Genomic DNA, 12323 nt, shown 5'->3' on the forward strand with positions numbered 1-12323 from the left:
TTTGGTCTTTAAATTAAGCTAAGACATTGCAGTACGAGCAACTTCATAATGATTTTTATGTAACTTCCCTTGATTGAATAACCATGTCGCAACTTCTGGCCAAAAATACATTGCAGATCTAGATGCAAGTCCATACATCGGACGTGGAAAGTTTCCGTCACCACGTTTATTTTGCGCATATAAAGATAATGCTTGACGAGTCATTCCAGCACGTTCAGCCATTACTGCCAAAGTTGAATAACCTTGCTCTTCTACTATCAGATCATGAAATCCTAATGAGCGAATATTGTCTAATGCTGAGTGAATCGCTTGTTCTGCATTTTCAGCTTCACGGTCAAACTCAAGATAAATTGTATCGTTATAACTGCAAACTAATGCATCATCACAACCCGCTTCAAAGAACTTATCTTCTAGCACAGACAGATCAGAACGTGCGTTACGTACCACAACAGTAAAGTGATAGTTCATCTCCATGACATTGCTTTACTTTACGCAAGATTTGTTTTGCATGTGCTGATTTACCTGAATCGATAACATCCCAGCCGTTTTCAATCGCATATTCAATTGCTTCGCGAATATGTTTATTGGGATGTTTCTTCATATTTTCATTCTGCTTGATGATTTAATTATAATTTAGTGTTGACGATTGTTAACACTATACCATTATTTAAGTTAATTTACCTAAAACCACTCCAAAATCCTATCCGAGACTTCTTTCCCCCAAATCTGGTAAATTTCTTTACTTGGATGAAAACCATCTTTTGCCATTTCTAAATTCATGGATTGATATTTTCGAATATCATATTCAATCCACTGCATATCTTCTTGTTGTGCAATCATTTTTTCTAATTGTAAGTTCATTTGTTTTGCGTATTGTCCAAATAGCCAAGATAATGGATTGGGCAATGCGGGAAATAAATGCATTGGTGGAACCCCCGTAGCAATGATTAATTCAGGTTGGAATTTCGCTTGAATAAGTTGATAAAAATGTTGCTGTTGTTTAATCCAAGTCTGTGCCGACATTAAGCGTGTTACATCGTTGACACCAACAGAAGTAACCACAACATCATATTTTTGATTTACCAGTTTTTTCGTTTTTTGAATGACTTGTGAGGTAGTATCTCCAGACTGCGCCTCTAAACGCCAATGTACTTGGTACTGATGCTGCAAAGCAGAAATCACCGCACCTAAAAGCGCATCATTTTGATGTGCTACCCCAACGCCTGCAGCGGCAGAATCGCCTAAAATCAATAATGACAGCGTTTGCCCTTCCCCTGTAATACCTTCTCGTGCGCCTTCGGCTTCAGGCAATCGGATCTTGTTCTTTTTAACACGACTTCCCTGAATCACCAAAGCGGGAATTAAGGCAAGGGTTGCTGTTCTAAGCCACATCACATTTCACTCTTAAATACGAAAACCGAAAATACAAATTTTAAACCCAAACAAAAGTAGAGACTCAAATATAAAAATAGCATCGTGTCATTTAAAGTGATTGCATTCATCATCAGCTTTAAATTTCAGGATGCTATTCAAATACTATGATATCGCTGCTATTTAGCCGAGTTTATTGACCAATTTTAATGGTAAAACTTTCATAGCTAAGCCCAATGGCAACCATGGCCATTTAGGTACATAGGCTTTAATTGGCGCTTTTTCAATTTCTGCAGCAAGTAAGCGTGAACCTGTTTTTTCATCAACTTCAAAAGGCAGTTTTTTTGCACCTTCGTTGATTTCGGTACGAATATAACCAGGGAAAATAGTCGTAACTTGAATAGGTGTATCAATTAATTCTGCACGAATTCCTTCTGCTAAATGTGCTACTGCAGCTTTACTTGCACCGTAAGCAGTAAGATGTTTTGGCATACCACGAATGGCACTCATAGATGAAATCATCACCAAATGCCCTGAGTTTTGCTCACGGAAAATTTCAACCGCGGCTTCACACTGCGCCAAAGCTGAAATAAAGTTGGTTTCTACTGTGGCTTTGTTGATGGCAAAATTACCTTTACCAATGCGACGTCCTTCGCCCACGCCTGCATTGACAATAATGCGGTCAATTTGTCCAAAATCTTGTTTAAATTCACGAAACACCTGAAACACCTGATCATAATTGGTGACATCCAGCGTTTTTGCAATAACACGAATACCAAACTGGCTTTCCAGTTCTTGTTTCAGCGTTTCCAAACGCTCTAAACGTCGGGCGCAAATTGCAAGGTTATAACCCATTTGAGCAAATTCACGTGCCATACCCGCACCAATACCTGAACTTGCACCTGTAATTAGAATTGTTTTTGTCATGGTTTGATCCTTAAATCCAAGTCAATAAATTTGAGTTTTCAGCTTTAATAAAATGATGTTCATTCAAGCTTAACAGTTGTGGTTCACTGCCGACCAAACGTAAAGTGGTGATACTTGAGTTAGTAATTGCCCAGTTCAATGCAAAGGTTTTATTGGGCGTTAAGCCTAAAATTTTACCTGCAGCCACAGAAATCACACCACCAGAAGTAAATACCACAGCATATCGTGGTTGTTTTTGGGCTAAGTCATCACATAAATGCTGCAATGCATCTTCGACACGCTGTTTAAAATGCGGCCAAGATTCTTCATATTCATGGTGATATTCACCGCCCGTCCAGCGTTCTATCGCACCTTCAAAAATTTTTGCCAAATATGCACGAGGATTGACCTCTTTGGCGACATCTTCTTTCATCAATTCAGGTTGATTAAAACGCGGTTCATACTGCGCGAAAACCTGTTGATGATTAAACTCGTTCCATGCACTGTCGGTATGAATTTCGACCTCAGGAAAACATTCTGCCAAAGCCAGTTGTGCAGTTTGCTGATGGCGCTGCATTGAACCAGCCACCACATAGGGTGCTTCTTTTAAAATGCGATCAAAATAACGTCCGAGCAATTTGGCTTGTAACTCACCATTAGGCGAAAGTTGATCATAACTTTCTGCCCCAAAAGATGCTTGCCCATGACGAATTAAATAAATGGTGGTCATTTCGGCATCAATTCCTTAAATTTGGCGATATATTTTTGTGCTAGTTCATTTGCTTCCAGTTTTTGTAAACCAATTAACTTTAAGGCACGAATATGCAAAGCATGAATGACAATCCAGAAATCCTTAAATGCAGGATTATTGGTTTGCTTGTGGAAATAACGATAATAAATTTGCTGGGCGATCACCGCTAAACGGAAAATTCCAAACACTTCATAGAATGTCCAGTTATCGGTGCTCAAGCCTGTTTTTTGCAAATAATAGTCCACCACTTGCTGACGTGTGAACATGCCTTTTAAGTGCGTTGGTTGACGACGGGTGGCTTTAAAAATTTGATTATCGGTATCTTCAACCCAATATGCCAAAGCCGAGCCTAAATCCATGAGTGGATCGCCCAGTGTTGCCATTTCCCAGTCCAAAATGCCAATCACTTGAGTCGGATGTTTCGGGTCTAAAATCACATTATCAAAACGCCAGTCGTTATGAATAATGCAGGTTTTTGAATCTGCAGGAATATGGTCTAACAACCATTTACGCACATATTTAAAAGATGGCACGTTGATGGTATGTGCTTTGGCATAGCGTGCATCCCAACCTTCTACCTGACGTCGGCAATAACCATCACCTTTCCCTAATTTTTCTAGCTCAGTTCCTGCATAAGGTACTTGATGCAGCTCAATCAGTTTATCAATGACATTTACACAAAGTTCATGTACTTGAGTTTCGCTAAAATCAAGCTCTGGTGGCAATTTTGCACGTGGGATAATGCCTTCAATACGTTGCATCACGTAAAAATCGCAGCCAATTACAGCTTCATCCTGACACAACGCCACCATTTCAGGTAACACAGGATAAAACGGGGCTAAATTCTTTTGCACATGATATTCACGCGCCATGTCATGTGCAGATTTAGCTTTAGTACCTTTGGGCGGACGACGCAAAATTAAATCAGCATTGCTGTACTTAAGGCGATATGTCCAGTTCGATGCACCGCCTGAATATTGTGTGACTTCTACAGGTTCTACGACATCGACATTTTGTTGTTTTAACCATGCTGTCACTGCCTGAATATCGAGTTCTTCGCCTTCGCGTACTGTGCCGCCTACATCAATAACTGACATTATTTTTCCCTAATTTTCCAATTTTTTTAATCTAACATATATTTTCTGTGTTCTCTTGAGATGTATCGGCAATATCAGAAATATTGCCGAATACACTACCAAGCGACACAATAAAAAATTCGCAACTGACTTATTTTTTGCGGCTGCTACGATAACCACGTTTAGCCAACTCAAGTTTGGCAATCATGCCTTTGTGTACTTCGTCTGGTCCATCGGCAAGACGTAAACTACGCGCTTGGGCAAAGAAACCTATCAACGGTGTATCTCTAGATACGCCTGCACCACCATGAATCTGCATCGCCATATCAACTACTTTTTCCAAGACACTTGGTGCAACCACTTTAATGGCAGAAATTTCGGTAAGTGCTGCCATATTGCCTAAAGTATCCATTTTATAGGCTGCATAGAGAGTTAATAAACGTGCTTGGTCAATCGCCACACGTGCTTCCGCTACACGCTCCAAATTGCCACCGAGTTTCAGAATTTCCTTGCCAAATGCGGTACGACTCATGCCACGGTCAATCATCAACTCCAAAGATTTTTCGGCTGCACCAATACAACGCATACAATGGTGAATACGCCCCGGACCTAAACGACCTTGTGCAATTTCAAAACCTTGTCCTGCACCGCCAATAAAGTTGGCAACAGGCACACGCACGTTATCAAAACTGACTTCGCCATGACCGTGTGGCGCGTCGTAATCACCAAATACAGGTAACATGCGTTGAATTTTAACGCCCGCAGTATCCACAGGGACTAAAACCATAGAGTGTTGATGATGACGGTCTTTGGTTTCATCGGGTGTATGCGCCATAAAAATAATAATTTTGGCATTTGGATCGCCCAAACCTGAAGACCACCATTTACGACCATTCAAGACAATTTCATCGCCGTCTACGACTGCTGTTGCCTGCATATTGGTCGCATCACTTGAAGCCACTGCAGGTTCAGTCATACAAAACACAGAACGAATTTTACCTTCAAGCAGCGGTGTCAGCCATTCTGCCTTTTGTGCTTCAGAACCATAGCGCCATAAAACTTCCATGTTGCCGCTGTCGGGTGCATTACAGTTAAATACGGTTGGCGCAATCAAACTGCGTCCACTCAACTCTGCAATGTGTGCATATTCTTGTACCGACAAACCTTGTCCTAATTCTGGACAAGGTAAAAACATATTCCATAAACCTGCAGCTTTGGCTTTGGCTTTTAATTGTTCTAATTGTGCTGGCCATTGCCATTTAGTCCAGTCACCACCCTGATTTAATTCGTGAACTTCTGCCCAGAATTCAGCTTCAATCGGCTCAATTTCTTTGGCAATAAAGGCTTTGGTACGTTCTATATAGTCTTTGGCGCGTGCAGATAGCTCAAACATGGTTCAAATCCCTTAAAATATTGTATTCATTGCTTTACAACACCTTAACTTGAAAACTAATATGAACAAAATGATTTAATTCAATAAAACACTATGAATCATGTTCATAATAATGCAAAAGTTGATCTTGCCGTTTTTCATCGTTTAGACATCAATTTATACCCGATGTTTGTTGCAATTTATGAGCAGCGCAGTATTTCCAAAGCTGCACAAATTTTGTGTATTAGCCAATCTGCCGCCAGTCATGCTTTACAGCGTTTAAGACAACATTTACAAGATGATTTACTGGTGCGAAGTGGCAATAAAATGCTGCCTACGCCTTTTGCCGAGCAAATTTATCCGACTATTAAAAATGCCTTGTTGGCGATTCAAAGTATTGCAATACAGAAACAGCAATTTGAGCCGAATATGTTGCAATCGCTCAAAATTGCTATCCATGATGAAATTGAACCGATTATTTTTCCTAAATTGGTGGCGCATTTTCAAAAGTTGAACTTGGATATTCAATTTCTGAGCCACAAATTAGACCGTAAAACGGTATTGGCAGATTTGGCAGCACAACAAATTGATTTTGTAATTGATTTAGAACAAAATTTCGGCGATAAAATTCAGTTTCAATCCTTAGTTCAAGACCAATTTGTAGTCTGTAGTTCACAACAGGAAATGAATACCGCTCTGTATTTATCTTCTGCGCATATTGGGGTTTCATCACGGCGTACAGGTATGTTGTTAGAAGATATTTATTTGCATCAAAAGCAATTATCACGGCAGGTTTTTTTACGTTGTCAGCATTATTCTACGGCGTTACAGATTTTACAGCAGCATCCTCAAGCGATACTGACTATTCCAAAAATGATTTTAAAGCATTTAAATATGAGCCAAAAATTGAATATTTTTGATGTGCCTGTAGATTTGCCCTTAATTAATATGGGGATGTATTGGCATAAAGATTTACAGGAAAATTCAAGACATTATTTTTTAAGAGAGGAAATTTCTAAAATTTTTGCTTAGGCTATTTGGGGTTGATCTGGATTCGCAAGTGGTTGCTAATCGTCTTGTATGATTCTATAAAAAATAAAAGCCGCCGAGGCAGCTTTTTAATATGGGTTTGTTCTTAAAACTTCGCTTCCAAAACTTTTGTAGATACTTTGCCTTTCCATAAATCACGCAAAATTGGCAAATAGAACTTTTCACCTACTTCTACCAATTCTGCATCAATTAAGGCATGTGTTTCATGCATAAATAAATAATCTAGCTCTACAGTTTGTAATTGTTGTTGGGCTTTGGCGAAGTCTTTACGTTTTTGTTGGGCTTGTTTCACCAATTGATCTGCAAATGTCTTGCCTTTGAACTGACTGAGCGCATTTAAACGTAATTCAATTACGCCCCACCCACTGAGCAACAACTTAAATAATTCTAAATCTGCAGTGGTCGATTCCCACGTCATTTCTTCCAGATTTTCATTTTCAGGCAATACAGGTAGTAAAAGCTCCATTACACTTGGAAAAATCTTTTTAAAATTCAAGATAAATTTAACAGGCTGCTCACCCGGGTAATCTTTAAATTGCACGTGTTGCTGAACATCTGTTAAATAAATTGAAAGCATTGAAAATTTCCGTAGTTAAGATATTGAGTTGCTTATAAAAAAATTAAATTTTGCAAAATAAATGCAAAACTTTAGCAAAACAGTATTTTGAAGTATTGCGTATTCTAGCAATTATGGCAGCTTAATCAATGTAAGTTGAATAAGGAACGGACATAAAAGAAAGCATCTAAAAGTGGTTAATGCGACTAAATGACGGGTTTTGAACTATTACATTTAGATAGCACCTTGTAGCAGCCTATTCTGCCGTTATGCAAATTATGTCTTTACACCAACACATAAATTTAAAATCGTATTAGGATGAATTACCCCTCTACATTCAAATTAGGTGCAATAGAAAACCCAGCATTTAGGCTGGGTTTAGTATATTTTACTTGATTAATGCAACGCCATTTCCGCGCTTTTAGCTAAGAATGCCGAACGGCTTAAATGTTGTTTTTTTGCAACAGCATCAATACGTTTCACTAAAGCTTCTGGCATGCTGATATTAATACGAATAGACTTTGTATTTACTTTTGTTGTATCAATATCAACTAACAACCAAAAACCCCCCTCAAATCGCTCATCACCTAACCATTGCTCTGGGCTTGATGGTTCTGGTAACGGAATATCTTCACCATCAAAGTGAACTTCAACCGCTTCCTGTGCCATGCGCTGAATATCTTGCATCTCATCTGCTGCGCTAAAGCATCCATCAAAGTCAGGAAAGGTTAAACCGTATGCGCTATCTTCATCTTTGTGAACATATACTGGATATAACATTTTTACCTCCACTCCCAACCAGCCTGTTTATATATATTGCGTAGAGTTCCTATTGGCATATCTTTACGTGGATGTGGTACCACAACATGTCCAGGCTTTTCAGGATGCTTATACTTTTCATGGTCGCCTTTACCACCCACTTTGTACCAGCCTTCCTGCTCAAGACGCTTAATAATGTCTTTGCTGTTCATTGTGTAATTATACACAACATAATTTTAATAAGAAAGAATACTTCAAAGTTTCACTGATTTTTATAAACAAAGTCTGTGTTTATCTGTCATCTTGAGCAGACAAACACAGACCTCTCAATTTACTTAAAACTGACTATTTGGTATTCGGAGCAATCATCTGTTCAGGACGTACCACTTCATCAAACTGCTCTGCTGTGACCAAATTCAGCTCTACTGCAACTTGCTTTAAGGTTTTATTTTCCTTATAAGCTGTTTTTGCCACCTCCGCTGCATTCTCATAACCAATTACAGGATTCAAAGCGGTCACTAACATGAGTGAATCATGCAAAAAGTGATCTATTTTTTCACGGTTTGCTTGAATGCCAACGGCGCAATGCTCATTAAAGCTATTACATGCATCGCCCAAGAGTTGAATAGATTGCAATAAGTTATATGCAATTACTGGCATAAATACATTCAGCTCAAAATTGCCCGATGCACCAGCCACGTTAATTGTGGTGTCATTGCCCAATACCTGTGCAACTACCATGGTCATTGCTTCGCTTTGTGTTGGATTAACCTTGCCCGGCATAATACTTGAACCAGGTTCATTTTCTGGAATACGCAGCTCACCAAAACCACAACGCGGGCCACTGGCTAACCAGCGAATATCATTCGCAATTTTATTTAAACTCACCGCCAAAGTTTTTAATGCACCTGAAGCAAATACCGCAGCATCACGCCCCGCCAAAGCCTCAAACTTATTTGGTGCAGTCACAAATGCTAAGCCTGTTAGCTGTGCCAATTGCTCCGCTGCCTGTACCGCATAATCAGGATGTGCATTTAAGCCTGTACCGACTGCTGTACCGCCCAATGGCAACTCATACAAGCCTGTTAAAGCCTGTTCTAGACGTTTTAAACCATGATCTAGCTGCGATACATAGCCACTAAATTCCTGCCCTAAAGTTAATGGTGTCGCATCTTGTAAATGTGTACGTCCAATTTTGACAATTTCAGAAAATTCTTCACTTTTCGCATGCAACGTATCGCGCAAACTCTTTACTGCAGGAATGAGCAGTTCATTAATTTGCAAACTCGCTGCCACATGAATTGCAGTTGGAAAAGAATCATTGGTCGATTGGGCGCGGTTGACATGATCATTCGGATGTACAGGCTTTTGTGCACCTAAAGGATTCCCCAGTTTTTGATTGGCGATATTGGCAATCACTTCATTACAGTTCATGTTACTTTGCGTACCCGAACCTGTTTGCCACACCACCAAAGGAAATTGACTGTCCCACTGCCCTGCAATGACTTCATCTGCTGCACCGACAATGTACTGCGCCAACTCTTGAGGGATTTGCCCTAAGTTTGCATTGGTTATTGCCGCAGCTTTTTTAACCAAACCCATAGCGCGAATCATGGCGCGTGGTAAACGCTCATTGCCGATTTTAAAATTTTGTAAGCTGCGCTGAGTTTGTGCGCCCCAAAGCGCGTCATTCGGAACTTCAACCTCACCCATGGTGTCATGTTCAATACGTGTTTGCATGTTCAGCCTCATTCCTTCGTGATTTCAATGATGTCATGTGCTCTTATCTCGATCTTATAAAAAACAGACAGCCTAGTAAATGATAATTATTATCAATAATTCCGTTGCATTGTATCTGTTTCAGCTATGAGGCTTCGTGAATCGCATCTCAACGAATTTTATAGCGCTTACTTTTAATGCTTAAGCGTATTTTGATAAAAACGCCATTCATCCTCTAGCATTTTTTCCAGACTACGTTTTGGCTGCCAGTGTAAATATTGTTGTGCCTTATCTACGACTGCACCTAACTGATCTAACTCAGGATATTCATAATGAATTGCAGGAACTGTAGCAATTTCAGTGTCAGTGACTTCACTAATACGTGCAAGTAATTGTTGAATTGAAACCACTTCTCCCGCAATATTAAAAGCTTCACAGCTATGCGTTTGCTCAAATAACCAATGCAGGCTTGCAATCACAGCATCACAGGCATCGAGTACGTGCACAAAGCTACGTTCTACAGTTTGATCTGCAGTATTAGCTTGCTGACGTAATTCAATCGCTTCACGCTGCTGTACTGCGACTTGCATCGCCAAAGGAATAATATTTTTAGGTAACGGAGCAACGACTTCACCTAAAATGCCGTGTTCAAATGCACCTGCTATATTACTCAAGCGCAAAATAGCAATATTCCATTCATTATCGGTTCTAAAAGTATCGCGGATGATTTCTTCAACCATCTGCTGAGATTTCACATACGGATTGGCATAGGTGTAATTAAAACTCTGGCTTTCTTCCAGATTCAATCCTGACTTGCCATAGACCGCTATACTTGAAAGATGCACTAAACGACGCACACCTGTACGTTGCATGGAACGTAATAAACTCATAATACAACTGACGTTATCGTTATAATATTCCAGTGGTTTAAGCACCGATTCTTCTAAAGATTTAAACCCTGCACAATGCACCACCGCAATAATCGAATATTGTTCAAAAACTTTGTTCAGCGCAGGCGTATTTCTTACATCCAGTTTGGCAAAAGGCACATAACGCCCTGCAATATATTCAAGTCGCTCTAAAGTCTGCATACTTGCATTGGATAAATTATCTACAATAATGACCTCTTGCCCTTGAGCCATTAGGCTTAATGCAATGTGTGAGCCTATAAAGCCTAAACCACCAGTCACTAAAATCATTTATACTACCTTTTTTTATAAAGTCTGAATGCGCCTTGGCACATTGCATTAGTGAATTTTGATGAGCACCTTATTACTAATAACCTCCGCACCAACCTCTATTCATGCATGGCATGCACTCGGTCTTGCTCAAGCCTTACAACAGAAAAATGAGGCTTTTCGTGTGTTTTTTTATCAAGATGGCGTTGCTGTAGCGAATGAGTTGCAATGGGTACCCGATGATCAACGCAACCTCAAAACAGAATGGCAAAAATTGTCTATTCGTTTACCCGTATGTGTAAGTGCCGCACTGGCACGTGGTATTAGCGATGCAGACAATGCCAAACGCCATCAACTGAGCCAACACAATTTAGCCGCAGGCTTTGAATTGGTTGGCTTGGGCGAACTGGCCGATGCAGTGCAAAGCACAGAACGCCTGATTCAATTTTAAGCGATTCATTTTGTAAATCTGTTGCATTTAAAAGGTAAATTGTGTGAAAACTGTACTCGTGGTTTTACGTCAGGCCAATTTAAACAGCTTACAAGTGCATGAAAGCTTGTCTGCAACAATGGTACTGGCAACTTTTGGTTGTGAAGTCAAAGTGTTATTACAAGATGCGGCATTAAGCCTATTACAGTCGGAACTGGCATTTGATTCACTAAAACATGCTTTTAAAGTGGCATCCAATTTGGTCGATAGCTTTGAGTTTTATGACCTCAGCCCAATTTTGATTGAAAATAAACATGCTAACTCGCCGTTTATCAAAAATACGGTACATGAAATTGAATGGGTGGAACTGAATCGGGAGCTGATTCAAACCTTTGATCGAGTTTTATATTGGTAGGTTGATCGGTGGTTTAACAATCTGATTGATCATTTGACCATATCTAAACATCTAAAGAGAAAAGCATGTCTGACGCAAATTTATATTTAATCCAAGCGAGCTTTGATAGCACCGCAACAATTTTAGCAGAGCTAAATGCCTTGTATGCTCCGCAAGACAGCGTTGTACTTATGGGTGATGCGGTATTGCATCAGCAACATCCACTCTGTGCCCAGCTAGACAAAATATATGTACTGGAAAATGATGCAGAAATATTGAATGGTCATTTGGCGGAAAATGTACAGCCGATTAATTATGCAGCTTTTGCAACGCTGTGTTTAGCACATCAGCGCTGTATCAGCTTAAAATAGCAAGCCGTAATGATATGAAACCAATGCAAAGCATTTTTAAGGGTGAATGAAACAAGAGATGACACTAGAATTAGATCAAGATGGACATTTGCTGGATTACACTGTCTGGAATGAACAAGTGGCGCAAGAATTGGCGCAAAGTTTAGAGCTTGAACTCACAGCTTGGCATTTTGAAGTTTTGCACGCTGTACGCCAATTTTATCAGCAATTTGGACACTCACCTGCAACCCGTCCTTTAATCAAATTTTTAATGAAAACTGTAAGCCCAGAGATTAACAACGCTGTTTTGCAGGAAAAATTTAATACAGGTTTGGTGGCACGGCATTTAAGTCGTTTAGCGGGTATTCCTAAACCAGCCAACTGCTTATAGACAAACTGTTGCTGATTAAT

17 protein-coding genes are annotated in these 12323 nt (G+C 39.8%); 5 read left to right on the forward strand and 12 right to left on the reverse strand.

Annotation, left to right across the window (positions count from 1 at the left end; all coding sequences use genetic code 11):
* Nucleotides 1-18 precede the first annotated feature (18 nt).
* The 7 genes from FTT70_RS08890 to FTT70_RS08920 all read right to left on the reverse strand — a co-directional run bounded on the left by FTT70_RS08890 (nt 19) and on the right by FTT70_RS08920 (nt 5497).
* Nucleotides 19-468: an XRE family transcriptional regulator gene (locus FTT70_RS08890; protein ID WP_180168537.1), complete on the reverse strand. Its 450-nt coding sequence runs from the start codon at nt 466-468 to the stop codon at nt 19-21.
* Entirely contained in the window at nt 437-601 is a 165-nt protein-coding gene (locus tag FTT70_RS08895; protein ID WP_180168538.1) for a hypothetical protein, read from the reverse strand. Before FTT70_RS08895 ends, FTT70_RS08890 begins: the two co-directional genes overlap by 32 nt.
* 80 nt (nt 602-681) lie before the next feature.
* Complete coding sequence (locus FTT70_RS08900) at nt 682-1392, reverse strand: SGNH/GDSL hydrolase family protein (protein WP_179988985.1); 711 nt, start codon at nt 1390-1392, stop codon at nt 682-684.
* A gap of 162 nt (nt 1393-1554) precedes the next feature.
* Complete coding sequence (locus FTT70_RS08905) at nt 1555-2298, reverse strand: SDR family oxidoreductase (protein WP_004973576.1); 744 nt, start codon at nt 2296-2298, stop codon at nt 1555-1557.
* Between the two features lie 10 nt (nt 2299-2308).
* Nucleotides 2309-3007 (reverse strand): histidine phosphatase family protein, encoded by a 699-nt coding sequence (locus FTT70_RS08910; RefSeq protein ID WP_004973573.1) that lies wholly within the window; start codon nt 3005-3007, stop codon nt 2309-2311.
* A complete protein-coding gene (locus tag FTT70_RS08915; RefSeq protein WP_180168539.1) occupies nt 3004-4125 on the reverse strand; it encodes a phosphotransferase family protein in 1122 nt (373 codons plus the stop codon). Before FTT70_RS08915 ends, FTT70_RS08910 begins: the two co-directional genes overlap by 4 nt.
* Before the next feature lie 130 nt (nt 4126-4255).
* Complete coding sequence (locus tag FTT70_RS08920; RefSeq protein ID WP_180168540.1) at nt 4256-5497, reverse strand: acyl-CoA dehydrogenase family protein; 1242 nt, start codon at nt 5495-5497, stop codon at nt 4256-4258.
* Between the two features lie 93 nt (nt 5498-5590).
* On the opposite strand from FTT70_RS08920, the gene FTT70_RS08925 reads away from it, so the two are divergent.
* Complete coding sequence (locus FTT70_RS08925; protein WP_180168541.1) at nt 5591-6508, forward strand: LysR family transcriptional regulator; 918 nt, start codon at nt 5591-5593, stop codon at nt 6506-6508.
* Nucleotides 6509-6611: 103 nt separating this feature from the next.
* Here FTT70_RS08925 and FTT70_RS08930 read toward each other — a convergent pair whose 3' ends face one another.
* From FTT70_RS08930 to FTT70_RS08950, 5 genes are all read right to left on the reverse strand, one after another.
* Entirely contained in the window at nt 6612-7103 is a 492-nt protein-coding gene (locus FTT70_RS08930) for a hypothetical protein (protein WP_004973565.1), read from the reverse strand.
* A 375-nt stretch (nt 7104-7478) separates the two neighbouring features.
* Nucleotides 7479-7862: a type II toxin-antitoxin system HicB family antitoxin gene (locus tag FTT70_RS08935; RefSeq protein WP_004973564.1), complete on the reverse strand. Its 384-nt coding sequence runs from the start codon at nt 7860-7862 to the stop codon at nt 7479-7481.
* A gap of 2 nt (nt 7863-7864) precedes the next feature.
* Nucleotides 7865-8053, reverse strand: coding sequence for a type II toxin-antitoxin system HicA family toxin (locus FTT70_RS08940; RefSeq protein ID WP_004973562.1), 189 nt, complete (start codon nt 8051-8053; stop codon nt 7865-7867).
* A 133-nt stretch (nt 8054-8186) separates the two neighbouring features.
* Entirely contained in the window at nt 8187-9581 is a 1395-nt protein-coding gene (gene fumC / locus FTT70_RS08945) for a class II fumarate hydratase (protein ID WP_096902814.1), read from the reverse strand.
* 173 nt (nt 9582-9754) lie between these two features.
* Nucleotides 9755-10759 carry an SDR family NAD(P)-dependent oxidoreductase gene (locus FTT70_RS08950; RefSeq protein ID WP_096902815.1) on the reverse strand — a complete coding sequence of 335 codons (1005 nt, stop codon included), beginning with the start codon at nt 10757-10759 and terminating at the stop codon, nt 9755-9757.
* A 61-nt stretch (nt 10760-10820) separates the two neighbouring features.
* On the opposite strand from FTT70_RS08950, the gene tusD reads away from it, so the two are divergent.
* The 4 genes from tusD to FTT70_RS08970 all read left to right on the forward strand — a co-directional run bounded on the left by tusD (nt 10821) and on the right by FTT70_RS08970 (nt 12303).
* A complete protein-coding gene (gene tusD / locus FTT70_RS08955) occupies nt 10821-11189 on the forward strand; it encodes a sulfurtransferase complex subunit TusD (protein ID WP_154320742.1) in 369 nt (122 codons plus the stop codon).
* 43 nt (nt 11190-11232) lie between these two features.
* Complete coding sequence (locus FTT70_RS08960) at nt 11233-11583, forward strand: hypothetical protein (protein ID WP_004973555.1); 351 nt, start codon at nt 11233-11235, stop codon at nt 11581-11583.
* Nucleotides 11584-11648: 65 nt separating this feature from the next.
* Nucleotides 11649-11933 (forward strand): DsrH/TusB family sulfur metabolism protein, encoded by a 285-nt coding sequence (locus tag FTT70_RS08965; protein WP_004973553.1) that lies wholly within the window; start codon nt 11649-11651, stop codon nt 11931-11933.
* Nucleotides 11934-11991: 58 nt separating this feature from the next.
* Nucleotides 11992-12303 (forward strand): TusE/DsrC/DsvC family sulfur relay protein, encoded by a 312-nt coding sequence (locus FTT70_RS08970; protein WP_026438386.1) that lies wholly within the window; start codon nt 11992-11994, stop codon nt 12301-12303.
* The last annotated feature ends 20 nt before the right edge of the window (nt 12304-12323 follow it).

This window comes from Acinetobacter sp. YH01003 (assembly GCF_013420525.1).
Classification (GTDB): Bacteria; Pseudomonadota; Gammaproteobacteria; order Pseudomonadales; family Moraxellaceae; genus Acinetobacter; species Acinetobacter towneri.